The following is an 18,167-nucleotide window of genomic DNA, read 5'->3' on the forward strand; positions in this document are numbered from 1 at the left end:
TGCCTCGGCAGGGCCATGGTGGGCTCGCGCGACATCACGCCGGCATGAAAATCAGGCAGACAAGGCGGTGAAATGTGACGGCCGGCTCAGGACAGGGTTCTGCGCCGGACCGCCCGGTTCGTGCGGCGGCGGACAGGCCGTCAGGCGCGGTCGATGCGCGCCGCGTAGCAACCGCGCGTGGCGTAGTGGGCCTGCAGGTAAGCCACGCCAGGCCGGGCGAACAGGCGGCCGATCGCCGCTTCAAGGTCGGTACCCTGCGCCAGTTCGGCGTCCGCCATCATTCCGTCGGCGTCGAACGCACGCAGCGAAATCGGCCGGATGCGCAGGACCTGCGGAACGCGATCGACGACATCGCAGGCGGTGGTCGCGCCCTCGCGCACGAAGATGGCATGGCTGGCGCGGAACGGCGTATCCGCCGGCTGGTGCATGTAGTTCAGCAACAGCGCCGTTTCGCCGGGATCGAGGTCGCGCACCTCGATGCGATCGGGAAAACCCGGTGCGTGGTCGACGACATAGCGACGCGCGCCGGCGGCCGCCAGCGCCGCATCGTCCAGGCCGAACAGGTGGCGGAAAGGTTCGGGCGAAAGCCCGCGGATGCGAAAGGCCATGGTGAACTCCGGTGGATGGCATGGGGCAAGACTGGACCTGCTCCGGCCACCGCGCCCTCCGGTTCTTGCGCAGCCTTCGCATCCGCCTGATGGCGATGGTCGAACGGCACCCTCACGCCGCACTTCCGCGCGCGTATCCACAATGGCCGCAAGCCATCGATCGGAGCAGCGCATGAACACGTCCCATCCCGGCAAGGGCGACGACGCCGAACGCAACCGCCGTACCGGCGGCGACCCGGGCGAGGAGATTCCCAAGCGCCCGGCCGATACCACCGCTAGCGGCGAGGCCACCAACGACACCGGCGAAGACAACCAGCGCCAGAAAGGCGAGCGGTCAGCGGAAGACTACGTGCGTCGCTGAGCGCACGCGTGGCCCGGAGCGGACCACCGCCGAGCGCCTCCGGCGTCCCATCACAGGCCTGAATTGCCTAGCGTCTGCGGGGTCGACACCTCATTGAGCGCGAGCTTCTGTCGCTGGTAGTCGATCAGCAGCTGGTTGGCCTTGAGGTATTTCTTTTGCCTCAACGCATCCTGCATCAGCTGGGCGATTTCCTGATCGCTCTTGCCGCGCAGTGTCGTGTGATGCGAGCGCGCGGCGAGGTCGGGGTCGTAGGCGTCGGCGACCAGCCTGGCCCCCTCGGGCGACATGCCCATGCCTTGCCATGCCTCGGCGAGCTTGCCGCGCAGCTTGTCCAGGTCGGCCATGGCGTCCAGATAGCCCTGCTGCTGGGCCCGGGTCATCGACTTGATCCGGCTCTGCGCCTCCCGCGCGCGCAAATCCTCGAAGCTCTGCACGGGCCGGGCTTGCTGCGCCGGCTGCTGCGACTGCTGTTGTGCAAACGCGGCCGGGGCCGCCAAGATCCATGCGATGAGCAAAACCACAGGCTTCATGACCCACCTCCCCAGGTTGGGCCGGCCAGGTGCGACCGGCGGTCGGAGTTCCCTGAATTTCGTTGCGCATCCTATACCCGTACGTGGCGCCCGCGGGCGCTGCCGCCCGCCAAATGCCCGCAGCCCGGCCGCGAACGAGCACACCGCACACGCAGCATCGGAACTCTTTTCCCGCAGGTAACCACCATGAAGCGTCGAGACTTCCTCAAGGGCAGCCTGATGGGCGCCCTCCTTCCCGCGGCGCTGGCCCACGCCAGGCCGCACGCCGAGTCCCCCGCCGCGCGCCTCGCCGCACTGGAACAGCGCCACGGCGGGCGGCTGGGTGTCAGCATCCTCGATACCGGCAACGGCCGTCGCGTGGCACACCGCGGCGACGAGCGGTTCCTGATGTGCAGCACGTTCAAGGTGCTGGCGGCGGCAGCCGTTCTGGCGCGGATCGACCGCGGCGAGGAGCAACCGGAACGGCGCATCACCTTCGGTCGCGACGCGCTGCTCGACTATGCACCGGTCACGCGCCTGCACGCCGGTCCGCCGGGGATGCGCGTGGATGCGCTGTGCGAGGCGGCGATCACCGTCAGCGACAACACCGCTGCCAATCTGCTGCTTGCTGCGCTCGGTGGCCCGCAGGCGGTGACCGCGTTCGTGCGTGGTCTGGGCGACAGCGTGACCCGGCTGGACCGCACCGAGCCGGATCTCAACCTCACCCATCCCGGCGACCTGCGGGACACCACCACGCCCGCCGCCATGCTCGCCACCCTGCGGCGGCTGCTGCTCGGCGCGGGCCTGTCGGAACCATCGCGGACGCGTCTGCTGGGCTGGATGCGCGGCTGCCTGACCGGCAACGACAGGCTGCGCGCCGGCCTGCCTGATGGCTGGAGCGCGGGCGACAAGACCGGCAGCGGTGCGCAAGGCGAGAGCAACGACGTCGCCATCGTCTTCCCACCCGGGCGCGCACCCTTGCTGATTACGGCGTACTACGCCGCGCCCGACATCGACGCGGCGCAACGCAACGCCGTGCTGGCCGAGGTCGGCCGCATCGCCAGCGTGCTCTAGCCGCACGGCGCGCCTGCGCGGCGCTCAACGGCGGGGTGGCGCGCGCCCGATGTGTCCGGTGGGGCGGAAACGCAGCGCCGACCAATCCTCGTCGATGGCGACCTGGCGCACGCTGTCGAAGCCCCTGGCCCGAATCACGTCCCACCCGCTGTCGCGGTTGAACTCGCAGCGGTAGCGCCGCGAGCTGCCCTTCGGATAGGCGAACCACAGCACCGCATCGCCCTCGGTTTTGTCGGCGAGCAATGCCGAGATCGCATCGAGCCCGCGCTGCGTGGTCACGAAGGCCAGCGCGAACGCCACGCTTGCTGCCCCGGCCGGATCGCGCAGCACGGTCATGCCCTCGAGCGCCTGCAGCGTCGGTTCGAAGCTGGCGGGCGCGTCGATTACCAGGATCGGGTCTTGGTCCTTGAGGTTCAGCTTGGCGAACACCGGCGGCATCGGTCCGGGTCAGCCGCGGCCTTCGTGCGCCAGCGCGAAATCGATGGCCGCGCGCACCGCGGCCACCTGGGCCTCGTTGCATTGCTCGGCCGTCGCGCGCGGGCTGTCCGGGTAGACCTCGGTCGTGGTGGTGTAGGTGGCGTCGGTGATGCCGGCGCACAGACCAAGCTTCTTCAGCGGGTAGTTGATGACGCCCGGCGCCACCACCGCCGAGCCAATGATTTCGCCGTTGGCGTCGGCTGGCGCGATGTGGGTGACCGCGGCCACTGCTGCGATCACCGCCTGCTGGAACGCCGGCTGCGGGTTTTCGGTGTCGCCCACCAGGTAGAAGCCATCGGGAATCTCACCGGGCTCGAACACCACACCGTCGCGTGCGGCCAGCGCCGGGCGGAACTCGGATTCGTCCGAATCGGTGGTTTCGTGCAGGTCGATGTGCACCCTCACGCGGTCGCGCAAGGGTTCGACCAGGCGCATGAGGGCCGCCGATTCCTGCGCGGGGCTGTCCGGACGGAACGAGCGGTTCGGATCGATCGCGTGTGCGTTCCAGCGATGGATGCGCTCGTAGGCCCACGGGCTCACGCACGGCACGATGAGCAAATTCGCCTTGCCTTCGTAGTCAGCCGCATGCCGATCGGCAAAGCGCAGCGCGCCATGCACGCCGCTGGTTTCATAGCCGTGCACGCCGCCGGTCACCAGCACGCAGGGAAGCTCCTCACGCCAGTGGCGCGTCCGGATCGCAAATAGCGGATAGCTGTCGGGCGCATAGTCCACGCGACCGTACTGCTCGACATCCAGCCGGGAACGCAGGCGATCGACCGCCGCCAGCACGTCGGTCTCGTAGCTGCGCTGGCGGCTCTGGTGCGACAGCCATGCCGCCACTTCCGCCGGGCCCCAGGGACTGCCGGGGGTGCCGATCGGGTAAGAGGCCGGGTTCGTCATCGTCTCGCTCGCTCTGGCGTCGGGAAGCCAAACACTCTAGCACCGGGCGCGAAGACGCCCGGCAGCCGCCGGGTGCCTGCACAGCGTGGCAATGCACCTTGCCTTGACACGCCCATGGTCGGCTGGCGACCTTCCGTTAACCGCCCAGCCGCTAGCGTCGGATGCAGACCCACCACCGGAGCCGCGCCATGTCCCAGGGCGACAAGTCTTCCTACACCGACAAGCAGAAGCGTCAGGCCCAGCACATCGAGGAAAGCGAGAAGAAGGAGGGCAAATCGCAGGACACCGCCGAGCGCATCGCCTGGGCCACGGTGAACAAGCAGGATGGCGGCGGCAAGAAGTCCTGACCGCTGATCCCGAGCGTCGCGGGCTGCGCTGCCAGGGCGCTTCACGGCGTCGGGGCCTGGCGACGAAAAGCATCTGGAACGCAGCAGGTAAGCGCGAGGTTCGGCGCCGCGGGTACCCGCCTGCCGAGAACCCGCACTTACCGCTACCGAAAATGAACATGAGGGCGGCCAGCACGCGCTGGAATCGCGCCCCTGCGAGCGTCCATCCGGACGTCATCGTCCCTGTTTCCCGGCTCGCGCGTCGCGCCGCTTCCGCGCAACGGAAGCGGCGCGATCGCGAGGCGGCGCGAAACGCCGCCCCGGCGAACCTTACTTGCCTGCGTTGGCGGGCAGCGGTTCCAGGTTGAAGCTGATCGTGGTGATCTTGCCGTCCAGGCCCTGCACGACGCCCGGGGTCAGGTCGTTGGTGGTGTTGCCGCCCAGCACCGAATCGCGGTCCAGCAGCAACCCGCATTTGTGGCTCTTGTAGACGCTGGCGACGATCGGCTCGGCCTCCTGGCCGATACGCTGCATGGCCTTGGCGCGGGTGAGCTGGATGCGCTGGTCGAGTTCGCCCGCCTGGCCCCGGAACGTCTGCATGCGCTGTTGCAGCGCTTCGCCCTGCTGCTTGCGATCAGCCTCGCTCAGCGAGGGCGCCTTCTGCTGGAACGCCTTCAGGTCGGTATCGAGCGGCTTGCGCTGGTTCTCCAGCTGGGTACGCGCCTGTTCGGCCAACTGGCCCAGCCGCTGGCTCGCCGCCTGGCCCACCTTGGACTGGGCGAACACCGCCTCGCGCGAAAGCATGCACACCCCCGGCACGGGGTTGCCGCCGAGGTCGGCAGCCTGGACGGAAGACACGGGAAGGACGGAGAAGCCGGCGGCGGCGACCAGCGAGGCGGCAAGGAACGAACGAGCGAGGTTCATGGAGAGGTCCAGTGTTGGGTACATGGTCCGTTGACCCGCAAGGGACACGGCGGTTCCCTAGCATAGCGCTCACGGGCGACCCCGAATCGTCGAACGGCCCGGAACGCCGGGCGTTGCCACCCCCGCGGTGCCATCGGTGCGGCATCCGGGCCGCACATCGTTCGGCGGGCAGGTCGCACCGCTTCCACACATGCGCTGCCTGCGCCCATCGCATTCCCTTTTGCCTCGGCGTTCCGCTACGCCGGTGCAGCGCCGGGTCGACACGGGGCACGCACCGAAAACACCGATGCCTTTGCATGGAGGCGGCGCGCAGCCAGCGACCGCAGCACGGGGCGGCTCGCTGCCCGTCGCCCGCATTGCCGGGTGCCATCGTGCTTGGATGTGCTCTTCGCAAACACCGTGGCAACCTCGCTCGCCGATGAGAGCCCTGACGATGGGCAGGCCGCCATCGAAAGCCTGCAGCGGTGAGTCGCCGGCATCGATGCCGTGCCTGGCTCCCCAGGGAAATCCGCGGACGCCCGCGACGCCATACACCCTGCCCCATGCCGTCGCCTACGCGCGCGGCGATTTGCGGCCAACGGGCCGCGCGGGGCGACCACCTCAGCGAGGTTGCGATGTACACGACCACGACACCCGTGCGGATCGACGCCCCGGTACGACGGTTGATCGACACCGTCACACCCGGCGGGCACGCCCGCTACCTGCGGGTGCAGCCCGAACCCGGCGCTACGGTCAACGGCTGCTTCTCCAATGTCTGCGCCAAGGCCGCGCGCGATGGCGGCCGCCGGTTGTGCGGCTGGCAACTGTGGGAGTGGCCGGGCGTGCTGGTCGAGGCGGAGTTCCATGCCGTCTGGCTGTCGCCCGCGGGCGAGATGGTGGAAATCACCCCCAAGCCGCATGGCGAAGGCACCATCCTCTTCGTGCCCGACGAACGCCGCGCCTACCGCGGCGAGGTCGTCGACAACGTGCGCATTGCCCTGCACGAGGACCAGCTCGTGCAGCACTTCATCCGTGTGTCCAGGGCGATCGTGCAGGTGATGACGCGCAACGGACCACCCGCCGCACAGGCGCACATTCCCGCCGAACAGATCGCGCCGCTGCGGCGGGTCCAGCAGTTTCTCGGGCATGCGATCGACGCGCAGCTGCGCGAACACGATCCGTGCCCGTGCGGCAGCGGGCTGCGCTACCGGCAATGCCACGGACACGAACTGGAACTGGCCCTGGCCTGACGCCGCCTCGCCCACGACCAGGGCCGGTCTTTTTACCGGACCGCGCGACCACTATGCTCGCGCGGACGGCGCGGGGGCGCCGACTTCAGGGGGATCACCATGACGACTCGTTCCAATGGGCCGGCGGCCGGCTTCGGCTGGCTGGCGCGCGGCATCGACGTGGCGCGACGCCACCCGCGACCGATGCTGGGAGGTGCCGCCCTGTTGCTGGTGGCCTGTTTGCTGCCTTCGCTGGTCACGCTGCCGTTCCAGATGCATGCCATGCAGCCCGGCGCGCAACCCAGCCCGGCCCTGTTCGGCGGCCTGATGTTGGTCTCGATGCTGATGGCCCTGCTGGTGGTACCGCTCTATGCCGGTTACCTGCAGGTGATCGATGCCGCCGAGCGCGGACAGCGTGCCCGCGCGCGCGACATCTTCAAGCCGTACACGCAGGGCCAGGCATGGCGACTGATCGGCTATGCGCTGCTGCTGACGGTGATCTTCGTCGCGCTGGTGGCCGTGGTGCTGATGGCCGCCGGCGGCGGGCTTGCGGGCTGGTACATGCAGGCGGTGGCCGCCCAGGCCAACCACGTGCCGCCACCGGGCCTGCCGGCCGGCTTCATGACCGCCTTCGCGCTGCTCAGCGCGCTCTGGCTGTTCATGACGGGCTTCTACGCGATCAGCCTGGGCCAGGTATCGCTGGGCAACCGCGGCGTGTTCGCCGCCATCGGCGACGGCGTGGTGGGAGCGCTGAAGAACGCGCTGCCGCTGCTGGTGTTCGCCCTGAGCCTGTTGCTGGTGTGGCTCGTGGCGACCATCGCCATCGTGCTGCTGGTGCTGGTGGTGACCCTGCTCGCGAAGCTTGTCGGGATGTGGCTGGTGTTCGTGCTGGCGATACCGCTCTACATCGCGCTGGCGCTGGCGATCTACGCGGTGATGTTCGGCGTGATGTACCACCTGTGGCGCGACGTGTGCGGCCACGCCACGCCGCCGGCCATGGCGACGGCCGCGATCTGACGCACCGGTCGCTGCAATCAGAAAGAAGGCGGCCACTGGCCGCCTTTTTTTGAACCCTCCGCACAAAGCGCTACTGGAACGTCTCGCCATCGTGCTTGAGCCACCCCGCGGCGTGGCGGCCAGCCGGATCGCGATGCGTCCAATGCACCACGCCGCCTTTGGGGTTGGACTGGTATTCACCGTAATACTCGACCGTGTCGCCCACCTCCAGCCCGGTCACCCGGGGCGCCAGATCGATGTTGTGCGCCACAAGCAACGTCTGGCCCGAAGGCAGCCGCAGGATGAAGCGCTGATGCCGGCTGCCCTGCGCGTCGTCGGGAAGGATGCGCGTGACGATGCCGCTTCCACGCACCTGCGTGTCGTCGGCCGCCGCATCCAGCCGCGCCTCGGACACCGGCATATCGCGGCTCGGCATCCGACTGTCGAAACGCTCGTAGCCGGCGATCGCGACCGCCACTAGCGCCAGCACGCCCAGCCATTTCTTCATCGACGCTGCTCCCCGCTGTTGATTGAAACCGGCCCTACCGGGAGGGCGTGCGCTCGCCGGCCTGCGCCAGGACGGATGACCGTACCGCGTCGCTCGGGCTCAAGCAGGCCATGCCCTAGGACTTCAGCGGTGCGCCACCTCAATGCTCGGCACGACCCTCGTCCGCATGCAGGTCCAGTGAACTGGCGCCGGTGTTCACCATCGGCACGAAGTTGTCGTCCGGGGTCACTTCGCGCTTGCGGTGGACGAAGCGATAGAACGCATAAGCGGCCAGCGTTCCATCCAGGATCGCGAACCAGACGAACAGCAGCTTCGGCCCGAGCAGGCTCATCAGCGTGCCGGCCAGCAATGGCCCGAGCGCCGAGCCGATGCCGTTGACCAGCAACACCGTGCTCGACGCCGTCAGCAACTCGTCACGGTGGACGTAGTCGACCAGGTGCGCCACGGCGATCGGATACAAGGTCAGGCTCATGCCGCCGAAAGTGAAGATCACGACCATCGCCGCCGCGCCGCCGGGGTTGGACAGCAACAGGTTGGTCAGCGCCGCCAGCCCGGCCACCGCACTGATCAGCGAGAGCGCCAGGCGCCGGTCGATGCGATCGGAAAACCGGCCCAGCGGCCATTGCAGCACCACGCCACCGGCGATGCCTACGCTCACGTAGGTGCCGATGCCACCGGGATCCAGGCCGCGGGCCGCGGCGTACACCGGCAACAAACCCCAGAATGCGCCCAGCGCCAGGCCCGACAGGAGCGCACTGACCAGCGCGGTGGGCGCCAGCCGGAACAGGTGCACGATCCGCACCCGGGGCACCGAACGAATGTGCGGTTGCGTCTGGCGGCTGGTCACCACCGGCAGGCTGGCGGCACAGAACAGGATGGCCACCACGCAGAACAGCACGAACCCGTCGCCCTGGATGCGCAGCAGCTGCTGCGCCGCGGCGCTCGCGCCCAGGTTCACCATCATGTAGACCGCGAAGACCGAGCTGCGATGCGCCGGCTCGGCCGAGGCGTTCAACCAGCTCTCGATGATCGCGTACAGGCCCACCAGCAACAGCCCCTGCAACACGCGCAGCACGAGCCACACGTGGTAGGCCGGATCGAGCGCCTGCACCAGCACCACCAGCGTCACCAGCGCCGTGCAGAACGCGAACGTGCGGATGTGGCCGATGCGGTGGGTGAGCCGCGGGACCGTATAGGTACCGACCAGGAACCCGGCGTAGTAGGCCGACGTCAGGATGCCGATCATCGCCACCGAAAAGCCGAGCGTGCGTCCCTCCAGCGCGATGTGCGAATGGAGCAACCCGACGCCCATCAGCAGGAACACGGTACTCAACAGCAGCGGCGTCGAGGAGCGAAGGCTGGTCAGCATGGGTGCACGGCAAGGGGATCGAGCAGGCATCCTACTGCCCCGGCCGGCCGGACTCCGTGATGGACCCCGTGGCAAGCCGGGTCAGCGGCGGCCACCGGATGGCTGCCCCAGCGAACCATGCCGCAACGGGCATGGACAGCCACGTTCCTTCACCGGCCCGACTCAGGCCGCCGACCACTCCGGGATCAACGCCGACAGGTCGGTGACGCCGATGGCCACGCCGCACTGGCTGAAGAGCGTGGTGACCTGACCGCGGTGGTGCGTCTGGTGATTGAAGACGTGGCGCAGCACCAGCCCCGCCTCCCGCGTGAAGGACTCGCCCGCGCTGTTCACGTAACGCATCGGCCGGGCATATGTGGCCTCGGTGGCTTCCTGGGTGAACGACACAAGCAGGCCGTCCATCGTCTCGCGGTCGCCGCGCAGTCGCGCAAAGTCCGGAAACGTGATGCCACGGACCAGCGCCGGCAAGGGTGCGTGCCGGAGCGGCTGAAGTGACGCGAGCTCGGGGAAGCTCGCGGCAAAGCGGCTCAACCAGTGCGCGTCCGCGGCCAGGATGTGGTCGAGCGTGGCAAGGATCGAACCGAAGAAAGCACCGCGGTCGGCGCGCAACGCCGCCTCGTCCAGCGACGCCGCGGCCGTGTACAGCCGCTCGTTCATCCACTGGTTGTAGCGGGCCATCAGTTGGAAATCGCGTGCAAGTGACATGCAAGAAACCTGTTCCCAGCCTGGCGCCCGGGGCAAAGGGATCGACCTTACCCGGCGGCGCCGGCTGACACCAGGCGACCCGCTCCAGGGTGCCGGCACCGGCGCGGCTGGGACACGGCGGAATCGCCGCGTACCGCCGGAAAGCCGGCCTCGGTTGAACGGCGGGCAGCGCCCGCTGCACTCTCGAACCGTGTTGCGCGCTGCCTTCACCACGACGGGATCGCTACATGCCCAGCAACCGACCCTCCGCGGCCGCGCCACGGTTCGATGCCATCGCAACGCAAACGGGTCATCGTCATCCTCGTGGCGACGTTGGTGACGTGAATCGCCGTCATCGCCGTTCCGCTGCTGGCCCTTTTGGTCGCGCGCACCGTGCATGGGCACGCATCGCGCGGTCGGGCATGCGGCAGGAAGGAACGCCCATCACGCCCACGGTCGGCCGGTGATTAGGTGCGGGCCGAGCATCGCCCAGCCGCAGTCCCGGAACGATCCTTTGCGCCCCCTTCACTGCACAGGGAAGCAGGCTAGGCGCATCGTCACCACCGCGGACTTGCCATGCTCCAGCTCAATCCGCCCTTGCCGCTCGATACGCCCAAGGGCGAGGGCCTTGCCCACATCCTCATCGATTATGGTCCGGAATCGGATCTCTACTGGACGGTATTCATCACCGCCACGGGCGAGATATGGACCTTTTCCAATCGCGACGTCCGCGCCAGCAAGAACATCACGCTCGGCCGCACCCATCCGCAGCCAATCCAGGAGCAACCCCGCGGACCGGTGCCGATGCGCCCGATGGGTAGTTGAGGAAACCCTGCATGGGGGTGTCGGGCAGGCCATCGACGAGATCCCGGATCTGACAGGCCCCACCATGACAGCGTATCGAACCGGGCAAACGGCTATTCGCGCTGCTGCTTGCCGCCATGTCGGTTGCCCTTGCGTGGGTCATACGCACCTACGCTCAATAACCGTCAACTGCCGCCTTCCAGCAAGCGCTCCACGTCCGCATCCTTCTGCACCCATAACGTGTTGATCCACGCCTGGAAGCGCTCGCGGAAGGCCGCATCGTTCTCGTAGTCGCCGCGCAGGTCCGGTTCGATGGGACGCTGGCGCACCCGTACGCGGATGTCGCGAAGGCGGCCGGCGATCAGGTCCATCATCGACCCAGCGCCGCCGGCGTAAATGACGGTGACATCCAGGATGGCGTGCAGGCCCTCGCCCATCGCGTCGAGCACAAACGCAACGCCGCCGGCGCGGGGGCGCAGCAGATGGCGGTAGGGCGAGGCCTGCGATGCGTGCTTGGCGCGGGTGAAGCGCGTGCCCTCGACAAAATTCATCACCGACACCGGCATGTGGCGGAATTTCTCGCAGGCGCGGCGGGTGGTCTGGCGGTCCTTGCCGGCGAGCTCGGGGTGCCTGGCCAGTTGCTCGCGCGAATGGCGTTTCATGAAGGGAAAATCCAGCGCCCACCACGCCGGCCCCAGCAGCGGCACCCAGATCAGCTGGCTCTTGAGGAAAAAGCGCAGGAACGGGATGCGGCGGTTGAAGATCTTCTGCAACACCGGGATGTCCACCCAGCTCTGGTGGTTGCAAAGCACCAGGTAATTGCCGTCCGGCCGCAGGCCTTCCAGCCCCTCGATCCGCCAGCGGATGCGCGTGAAAAGATCGAACAGCACGCTGTTGACCCCGATCCAGCTCTCCGCGATCACCACCAACGCGCGCGACAGCGCCACGCGCGCGCCACGCCAGGGCAGCACGAGCTTGAGCAGGGTGAGTCCGAACAGCACCACCACATGCGCCACCGTGTTGGCGACGAGCAACAGGATGGCAAGCGGGACGCGCAGCAGCGCCGGTAGCGAGGCGAACATGAAGGGAACCATCGTGGGGCGCTGTAGCGTAACGCGTGCGCCGCGAGGTTCGCTTGACCCACGTCGGATGCTTGCAGGGCGACGAGCAACCCGCACACGAAGCGGCCGGGTACCAAGTGGAGTTGCTGGCCGAGCCTTTCGATCGTGCCGAAGCACGCGGCGCCGACCTCGCTCTGCTCTCTGGATGTCCGGAAGAGGCTTACTCGACCAGCCCCGGTGATCCATGGGCACACGCCCTGGTTTCCTTTCACGCCCGAGAGACCCGGGCCGACCTACAACGGTTCGCTCATCGATCCCGCTGGACCGGCGCCCCGAGCACACCGCGGAAGGCGAGCAGAGGAGACTCCATGCATCCACGAAGCGAATCGCCTGCGCAAAAGCACGCCCCCGAAGGCGAGCCCTCAAGAATGGCCACGATGGGCTATGGCCGGTTCCTGGCCATGATCGGCACGTCGACCGTGCTGATGTTCGTGCTTATGTATCTCAACACCTATTCGCTCGACCACGTGTTTTTCAGCCAGACGCGCCTGTGGATGGCGCTGGTGATGGGGGCGGTCATGGCGCTGGTCATGATCGGTTTCATGTGGTCGATGTACCGCAACGTCGGACTGAACGTGGTGATCCTGGGCGTCTCGGTGCTGGTGTTCGCGGCCGCGCTTTGGCTGGTGCGCAGCCAGGCAACGGTGAACGACGTGAGCTACATGAAGGCGATGATCCCGCACCACAGCATCGCGATCATGACCAGCGAACACGCCCACATCCGCGATCCGCGCACCCGCAAATTGGCCAAGGGGATCATCGAGGCGCAGCGGCGCGAAATCGCCCAGATGAAATACCTGATCGACGACATCGACCAGCACGGCATCCGGCCGCCAGGGAAAGCGGAGGCCACGCCATGACCTGCCTTCGCATGCTCACCCGTGTCGCCGCCTGCCTCGCGCTCGCCGGCTGCCATCATGGCAACCCTTCCGTCGGCAACGACACCGAAGCGGCCCTCGACCCACCCCGTCCGGCAGCACCCCTCCGGCCCGCGGCCGAGGCACTCGCCGGGGTGGCCATGGACGACGTGCAACCGCAAACCATGAGCCAGGCGGACCTGGACCGCCTCGGTGGCACGCGGGACCGCTGCGTATTTCGCCTCACCCCGGCAGCCTGGCCCAGCTTCGTCTACGGCGGCGCGCAGGCCAATGGCGTCCTCAAGCTCAACGAAACCCTCATTCCCCTGCCCCGCACCGGGAACGACACGTTTGCCCAGAGCGGGCTCCAGGTCGTCCTGCGACCGCTCGACGAGGGCAATGCAAGCCACGGCCAGCACGAGGCGGACCTGATCATCCGCCTGCCGCATGTACCCCAGGAGCTGGGGTTCAAGGGGTTCGCCGAGTGCCGGCGAGGTGGCTGACAACGCGTGGCGCCGCGGAGAAAGGAACCAGGCTGCGCCATGGCATCAGAACCCATCGCGCCAGCTTTACTGTCCAGCACCCGCTTGCTCACATCCGACCAGCAGCCCACCAAAAGCATTTGATCGCGATCACGAAGTCGCCCCTCGCCCAAGGGTGAATCCGGTTCGGTGAGTCATGGCCACCCGTAGCAGCACCACGGGAATCCCCTTCCTCAGCCTTCAACCAGTGCATGCAGGAACATCCGGCCGCGCGACGAAGCCAGCCACAGCACGAACGCGATATTGGCGACCACCGTGAACCAGAAAGGCCCGCGGAACGACGCCTTGCGCGTCTTGTGCCGCAGCAGCCCTTGTGCGACCCAGGCCCCCGGCCATCCGCCGGCCAGCGCGAGCAGGTGCAGCGACTGCTCGCGGATGCGCCACCGCCCCTGCCTTGCCGCGGACTTGTCCAGCGCGTAGACCAGGAACGTCAGCGCACTCATCCCCGCGCACACCACCGGGACGACCATGGGCAGCCGCCCGAACACAGATGCCCCTGCGAGCGCAGCCAGGAATCCCGTGGGCAACCACCACCCACCGGGCCCGGCTGCCAACGGCGGAGCGGTAGTCGCCCGCGCGGGCCGCATGTCCACGCGCCGCACCTCTTCAGCGCAAGGCCGTCCACGTCCATCACGGGCGTGGCCGTAGGTGACGATCTCGCCGCCCGCAGGCTGGCCTCGCCATCCACGCAGCGCCTTGGCATGCACGAACAGCTCGTCGCCACCACCGTTGGGCACGATGTAACCGAAACCGCGGCCATGGTGCCAGCGCGTAATACGACCCTGATAACGCATCCTGCTCCCCTGTTCCCCAGCTTGCCCATGGGCGACAGCGGCCTCGAATGAAGCGTGCGTCGTTATCGAGCAATGCCGCTTGTCTATAAGTGAACCTGGCCAAGTTAGCCGAGGGGGCCAACGGCCTCTACCCCTCTAGTTCACATCCATCGGCGAACCAACCATGGGTGTCTGGTCGAAGTAGATGGTGCGCACCTGCCCAGTGGGTCCGCGCACGGCCCAAGTATGGAGAAAGAAGAATCCTCGCCGCGTCGGCGCCAACGCGCTCTTTGCTTGATGCCCGTCGATGCGGGTGTAGCCGTGCAGCTCCAACCAGGCCTGTTCAGACCGGACATACATGATGAGATCACGCGGCGCAGGGCTGAAGCGTACCGCAGTGTCCGGGGTGCGCCCGTCGCCCGTCGCTTCCTTCGCGAGCTGAATCCACGGTCGGTGCGCCATTAGGCCACATCCGTTCAATAGCAAACCCAAGCCCATGGTGGTAGCCAAGCGCCCAATATCGCCTCTGCTTCGACTCATGCCGTGTCTGGTCCCGTCCCCTACGCGAGCGAAGGATAAGTCTGGCTCACCCCTGACCGACAGCAAATGGGACGGAGGGAATCACGTTGCTTTAATTCCCTCTGAAAACTCATGTCGCTGCAAACAAGGGGTCAGAGTCGACTTTACAAGAAAGTGCACTCTGACCCGTGTTTCCGGCGGGAAGACGGTCATCCACGTGCGTCCGTGAGGACACGAAAACAGGGGTCAGCGCCGGCTTTGAAAGTCCACTCTGATCCCTGTTTTGCGGACCCCTGTTTTGCCCTCTGACCCGGGTTTTCCGAAGAAAGTGCACTCTGACCCGGGTTTTGGCGATAACTGCATGGATACGGCGGACACGGACACAGAGATCGAAGAGTGCGCGTCACAGGAATTGAACCGCGCAGATTCCGCCCTGGACTCAGCCTACGCGGCCTCATTGACGCAGTTGGACAAGATGGCCTCAGACGGCGACAGGGGAGCAGCTGAAGCAAAGAAGCAACTGATATCTGCGCAGCAAAAATGGGATGACTTCCGGAAAACCGACTGTGACGTAGCGTTTTTCTTGAACGTTGATGGCTCGATCCGTATTCCGGCAACCATGAAATGCATGACAGACCATGCAAATCATCGCCGCCAGGTTCTACAACATCTTTTCGACTGAACCATCTCGCAGCCGGGCCCGGGACCCGCACGACCCATACCATGGATATCACGGTTCGCCAGATTCGGATCGAGGACGCTGAAGGCTTTCGCGAATGCCTTGATTCTGTTGCGCGCGAGCGCCGTTTCCTTGCCCAGGTCGAGGCGCCTCCGCTCGCGCAGGTACAGGGGTTTGTCCAGAGTTCCGTAGACAACGACGCCGCGCAGTACGTCGCAATCGTCCGCGGGCAGGTCGTCGGCTGGTGCGACATCTTTGCCCACTGGGCCTATGCGCTGCGCCACGTCGGAAGCCTCGGCATGGGCGTACGCGCCGATTTCCGCGGCCAAGGCGCCGGCGAGCGCTTGTTGCGAGCAACCATCGCGCATGCCCTGCACAAAGGGATCTATCGCATCACCCTGGAGGCTCGCGCCGACAACCTCGCTGCCATTCGCTTGTACGAAAAGCTGGGGTTTGAGCACGAGGCCCGCACCCGCTGTGCGCTGCGGTTCGACGGCGTGTTCCACGAGGGCGTGCAAATGGCTCTCTTGCAGGGGCCAGCCAGTGCGGGCTAACCCTTTGTCGTACCCGACGTGCTGCGGCACGCTTCGCCTGTTTCCGCACGCGGGTGAACCCGAACATCAGGCGGCAACCGATGGATTTCGATGACCTCGAGAAGGCAGCGCTGCAACCGGGCAACAACGGGGTCAGGTTCACTTCCAAGCGCTAAATAAGTGAACCTGACCCCGTTACCCTTTTCCTTTTCCCAAGACTGAAGCTTGAAGGCAACCCAAGCTCCGCCAAACGACGCAATAAGAGTTGCAGCGGGGTTGACCCAATCGATCATCGACGACGCCTCCTCACAGCAAACCACGGTTTTGCTTTTTTGCCGTCAACTTCGCGCTGCGTTCGCCCTCTTTATAAAGGCTGCAAGGCTTTCAGCCTGCTGTCTTAGATCGAGCTCCGACAAATCCGAGAAACAGGTGTCAGAGTCGACCTTACGAAGAAAGTGCACTCTGACCCGGGTTTTGCTCCCTGGCCCTAAAACAGGCCAACCCGTCGCTTAAACAGAAGAACTACTTTTTGCGGCCGAATGTTCTCTCGAAGACCGGTCACATATTCCTCCTTGCCAAAATTGGGAAAGGCAGTTTCGACCTCTAAATAGCTGTCCACGAGCTCCCAGCCTTGTTCACCCATAACCTTGAGCTTCGAGGAATCGACCTGGATTGTGCTAGCGCTGAGCGCCAAACTACCGGTCCGGCTTATGCCTGTGCCGGGAAATTCTAAAGTCTGATACTCCCAGCGTCCGATCGGATGGATAACCGGTAGCAATGAGCCTAGGAGAGCAACCAAGAGCAAAATGATGATGGTCGCACCCTGTGCGCGCGTTATTACGCTAGCCGTGCCCGCCGAAGCCGAATTCCCTTCTGATTTAATAGCGCTCATGCTACGCCCCTGTTATCGATCTCACAAATATATACATACCAAATCGCGAGTCAGAGTCCACTTTCAAAAAAAGTGCACTCTAACCCTGTTTTTGGTGGAAGGAAGTCCACTCTGACCCGTGTTTTTCCTACGTTACTGTCCCTTAGTTGCGGAGTAGCGAACCAGAACTTCCTCTGTGATTTCTAGAAGATGATTAAAGCAGGCGGCGATCTCGGCCCAACTTGACTCCGGGAATTTGTTATCGACGTGGCTCACCTGCAGGTTCATCGTCCTATCTTCGCCGCCGAGCGAGTGAATAGCGTCGAAGAACTGTCGCTCGGAGAAGTGAACATACCCGGATGTGTAGTCGTAGACCGTCCGTACCCACGGGAAAGAGCTAGACATGCGGTCTACCAAGTACGCATCTGTTAACTTCCTTCCGTCGACGCTTTTGAACTCACGAAGCTGCTTGCCACCCATGACGGCCCTCGCGACGAGCTCAGCATCGTCAACGTAGGTGTAGCCGAGAAGACGCGTCACGGTATCGAGCTGCATGCGAAGCAGTGCGCGAGCACACACCATGTTCTTCGCACTGATCATCGAGGTGAGGCCACTGGCCAAGTTGAGCGACCGCTTGACCGCGCCGATCATTACCCAGTCAAGCACGTACATCGAGGAGCCCGCACCACCAAGGGCCTTCATGCCGACCGACGGCAGTCGCGTTAGCCAGTTATCCAACGAAGCGAGCTCCTCGGCAAGCGTCATTTAAACCTCATGTTGATATATTCCAACAAGGGGCGCCGACCCGTTATTGGCAGGGCTTTCATACACGCTGCCGCCAATACTCTTTGCTCTCGACCGTCCAATTTGTGAACTGGCTTAGCCCATCCAAGTCTGGAAACAACGCTAGCGCGTTAGCGCCATAGAAGGACAGCTCCGCCTGGAGACTTGCCTTTTTCGCCGCTGGAATAGTCGCAACCTCTATCTCAGCCACAGCATCGCATTTCCCATTAAGCTCAACAGAAAGCTTGGGGTGGATGGAAAAGACGCCGCCTTGCCTGGTGATCCGGGGCGCCAGCCGGTTCGGGAAGAACATCCCCACCTCCTTCAAGAGGAACGGCGAGCCCTTGGTCGCGTCGTGAATTCGGGAGAAGCGAACAGCCAGTAGCTTGCAGTCCTTTTCATGAAGTTCGCGGACAGCGAAAAAAGCTGCATACAAGGGATTAGTTGTCCAATCCAGCAACCTAGTCGCCAAACCGTGATGTTGCGCGACGGACAGCCACTCCCAATCGTTAACTGGCACCCGAACCATAAACTCGACAGCCTGGCGCTTCCAAGCCTTGAAAACAAAGCTATCGTCGGTATGCGCATACGAGGGTCGGCCGGCCTTCGGTATAACTGGCCATGCGATGTCAGCCTGCCCCCGGAACAGCCAACGCTTGTCTTCGCGGAACGGACTCAGCCAACTGTGCAACTCGGCAAATGTGTTGATAACTGACCCGCGCTCCGTCATTTATAACCTCT

23 protein-coding genes and 1 pseudogene are annotated in these 18,167 nt (G+C 65.4%); 10 read left to right on the forward strand and 14 right to left on the reverse strand.

Features of this window, described 5'->3' with window-relative positions; genetic code table 11:
* Positions 1-140 precede the first annotated feature (140 nt).
* A complete protein-coding gene (locus J7I44_RS03135) occupies positions 141-608 on the reverse strand; it encodes a DUF1203 domain-containing protein (protein WP_209615609.1) in 468 nt (155 codons plus the stop codon).
* Positions 609-780: 172 nt separating this feature from the next.
* On the opposite strand from J7I44_RS03135, the gene J7I44_RS03140 reads away from it, so the two are divergent.
* A complete protein-coding gene (locus J7I44_RS03140) occupies positions 781-969 on the forward strand; it encodes a hypothetical protein (protein ID WP_209615611.1) in 189 nt (62 codons plus the stop codon).
* A gap of 50 nt (positions 970-1,019) precedes the next feature.
* Here J7I44_RS03140 and J7I44_RS03145 read toward each other — a convergent pair whose 3' ends face one another.
* Positions 1,020-1,499 carry a hypothetical protein gene (locus tag J7I44_RS03145; RefSeq protein WP_209615614.1) on the reverse strand — a complete coding sequence of 160 codons (480 nt, stop codon included), beginning with the start codon at positions 1,497-1,499 and terminating at the stop codon, positions 1,020-1,022.
* A 186-nt stretch (positions 1,500-1,685) separates the two neighbouring features.
* Between J7I44_RS03145 and bla the strand changes: the two genes are divergently transcribed.
* Positions 1,686-2,552: a class A beta-lactamase gene (bla, locus tag J7I44_RS03150; RefSeq protein WP_209615618.1), complete on the forward strand. Its 867-nt coding sequence runs from the start codon at positions 1,686-1,688 to the stop codon at positions 2,550-2,552.
* Between the two features lie 24 nt (positions 2,553-2,576).
* On the opposite strand, the gene J7I44_RS03155 is transcribed toward bla, so the two are convergent.
* Entirely contained in the window at positions 2,577-2,981 is a 405-nt protein-coding gene (locus J7I44_RS03155) for a DUF3052 domain-containing protein (protein WP_209615621.1), read from the reverse strand.
* Positions 2,982-2,999: 18 nt separating this feature from the next.
* Positions 3,000-3,929 (reverse strand): M14 family metallopeptidase, encoded by a 930-nt coding sequence (locus J7I44_RS03160; protein ID WP_209615624.1) that lies wholly within the window; start codon positions 3,927-3,929, stop codon positions 3,000-3,002.
* A 188-nt stretch (positions 3,930-4,117) separates the two neighbouring features.
* Between J7I44_RS03160 and J7I44_RS03165 the strand changes: the two are divergent.
* Positions 4,118-4,273: pseudogene (locus J7I44_RS03165) on the forward strand (HupB); the annotation flags it as partial.
* Between the two features lie 312 nt (positions 4,274-4,585).
* Here the strand turns inward: J7I44_RS03165 and J7I44_RS03170 are convergent.
* Positions 4,586-5,179: an OmpH/Skp family outer membrane protein gene (locus J7I44_RS03170; protein ID WP_209615629.1), complete on the reverse strand. Its 594-nt coding sequence runs from the start codon at positions 5,177-5,179 to the stop codon at positions 4,586-4,588.
* Positions 5,180-5,793: 614 nt separating this feature from the next.
* Here J7I44_RS03170 and J7I44_RS03175 point away from each other — a divergent pair.
* Both J7I44_RS03175 and J7I44_RS03180 read left to right on the forward strand, forming a co-directional pair.
* The gene (locus J7I44_RS03175; protein WP_209615632.1) at positions 5,794-6,408 is read left to right on the forward strand and encodes an SEC-C metal-binding domain-containing protein; all 615 of its coding nucleotides are present in this window, start codon (positions 5,794-5,796) and stop codon (positions 6,406-6,408) included.
* A gap of 99 nt (positions 6,409-6,507) precedes the next feature.
* Positions 6,508-7,404, forward strand: a complete 897-nt coding sequence (locus J7I44_RS03180; protein WP_209615635.1) for a hypothetical protein — start codon at positions 6,508-6,510, stop codon at positions 7,402-7,404.
* Between the two features lie 70 nt (positions 7,405-7,474).
* Here J7I44_RS03180 and J7I44_RS03185 read toward each other — a convergent pair whose 3' ends face one another.
* The 3 genes from J7I44_RS03185 to J7I44_RS03195 all read right to left on the reverse strand — a co-directional run bounded on the left by J7I44_RS03185 (position 7,475) and on the right by J7I44_RS03195 (position 9,965).
* Positions 7,475-7,891 carry a DUF3465 domain-containing protein gene (locus J7I44_RS03185; protein WP_209615637.1) on the reverse strand — a complete coding sequence of 139 codons (417 nt, stop codon included), beginning with the start codon at positions 7,889-7,891 and terminating at the stop codon, positions 7,475-7,477.
* Positions 7,892-8,030: 139 nt separating this feature from the next.
* Positions 8,031-9,260 carry an MFS transporter gene (locus J7I44_RS03190; protein ID WP_209615639.1) on the reverse strand — a complete coding sequence of 410 codons (1,230 nt, stop codon included), beginning with the start codon at positions 9,258-9,260 and terminating at the stop codon, positions 8,031-8,033.
* A 162-nt stretch (positions 9,261-9,422) separates the two neighbouring features.
* The gene (locus J7I44_RS03195; RefSeq protein ID WP_209615641.1) at positions 9,423-9,965 is read right to left on the reverse strand and encodes a DinB family protein; all 543 of its coding nucleotides are present in this window, start codon (positions 9,963-9,965) and stop codon (positions 9,423-9,425) included.
* Positions 9,966-10,520: 555 nt separating this feature from the next.
* Between J7I44_RS03195 and J7I44_RS03200 the strand changes: the two genes are divergently transcribed.
* Positions 10,521-10,769, forward strand: coding sequence for a hypothetical protein (locus J7I44_RS03200; protein ID WP_209615643.1), 249 nt, complete (start codon positions 10,521-10,523; stop codon positions 10,767-10,769).
* 164 nt (positions 10,770-10,933) lie between these two features.
* On the opposite strand, the gene J7I44_RS03205 is transcribed toward J7I44_RS03200, so the two are convergent.
* Positions 10,934-11,830 (reverse strand): 1-acylglycerol-3-phosphate O-acyltransferase, YihG family, encoded by an 897-nt coding sequence (locus J7I44_RS03205; protein WP_209615645.1) that lies wholly within the window; start codon positions 11,828-11,830, stop codon positions 10,934-10,936.
* A gap of 416 nt (positions 11,831-12,246) precedes the next feature.
* Here J7I44_RS03205 and J7I44_RS03210 point away from each other — a divergent pair, with 416 nt between their 5' ends.
* Complete coding sequence (locus tag J7I44_RS03210) at positions 12,247-12,729, forward strand: DUF305 domain-containing protein (protein WP_209615647.1); 483 nt, start codon at positions 12,247-12,249, stop codon at positions 12,727-12,729.
* The gene (locus J7I44_RS03215; RefSeq protein WP_209615650.1) at positions 12,726-13,229 is read left to right on the forward strand and encodes a DUF6692 family protein; all 504 of its coding nucleotides are present in this window, start codon (positions 12,726-12,728) and stop codon (positions 13,227-13,229) included. The genes J7I44_RS03210 and J7I44_RS03215 overlap by 4 nt, the downstream gene beginning before the upstream one ends.
* Positions 13,230-13,441: 212 nt before the next feature.
* On the opposite strand, the gene J7I44_RS03220 is transcribed toward J7I44_RS03215, so the two are convergent.
* Positions 13,442-14,062, reverse strand: coding sequence for a DUF1294 domain-containing protein (locus tag J7I44_RS03220; RefSeq protein ID WP_209615653.1), 621 nt, complete (start codon positions 14,060-14,062; stop codon positions 13,442-13,444).
* A gap of 135 nt (positions 14,063-14,197) precedes the next feature.
* Positions 14,198-14,503, reverse strand: a complete 306-nt coding sequence (locus J7I44_RS03225; protein WP_209615656.1) for a hypothetical protein — start codon at positions 14,501-14,503, stop codon at positions 14,198-14,200.
* 418 nt (positions 14,504-14,921) lie between these two features.
* On the opposite strand from J7I44_RS03225, the gene J7I44_RS03230 reads away from it, so the two are divergent.
* Together J7I44_RS03230 and J7I44_RS03235 are read left to right on the forward strand one after the other, a co-directional pair.
* Positions 14,922-15,242 carry a lysozyme inhibitor LprI family protein gene (locus tag J7I44_RS03230; RefSeq protein WP_209615660.1) on the forward strand — a complete coding sequence of 107 codons (321 nt, stop codon included), beginning with the start codon at positions 14,922-14,924 and terminating at the stop codon, positions 15,240-15,242.
* Between the two features lie 41 nt (positions 15,243-15,283).
* Positions 15,284-15,793: a GNAT family N-acetyltransferase gene (locus tag J7I44_RS03235; protein WP_209615664.1), complete on the forward strand. Its 510-nt coding sequence runs from the start codon at positions 15,284-15,286 to the stop codon at positions 15,791-15,793.
* A gap of 466 nt (positions 15,794-16,259) precedes the next feature.
* Here J7I44_RS03235 and J7I44_RS03240 read toward each other — a convergent pair whose 3' ends face one another.
* From J7I44_RS03240 to J7I44_RS03250, 3 genes are all read right to left on the reverse strand, one after another.
* Entirely contained in the window at positions 16,260-16,664 is a 405-nt protein-coding gene (locus tag J7I44_RS03240; RefSeq protein WP_209615667.1) for a hypothetical protein, read from the reverse strand.
* Positions 16,665-16,796: 132 nt separating this feature from the next.
* Positions 16,797-17,408 (reverse strand): hypothetical protein, encoded by a 612-nt coding sequence (locus tag J7I44_RS03245; RefSeq protein ID WP_209615670.1) that lies wholly within the window; start codon positions 17,406-17,408, stop codon positions 16,797-16,799.
* A 58-nt stretch (positions 17,409-17,466) separates the two neighbouring features.
* Complete coding sequence (locus tag J7I44_RS03250) at positions 17,467-18,156, reverse strand: FRG domain-containing protein (RefSeq protein WP_209615673.1); 690 nt, start codon at positions 18,154-18,156, stop codon at positions 17,467-17,469.
* Positions 18,157-18,167 lie beyond the last annotated feature (11 nt).

This window comes from Frateuria flava (assembly GCF_017837635.1).
Classification (GTDB): domain Bacteria; phylum Pseudomonadota; class Gammaproteobacteria; order Xanthomonadales; family Rhodanobacteraceae; genus Frateuria_A; species Frateuria_A flava.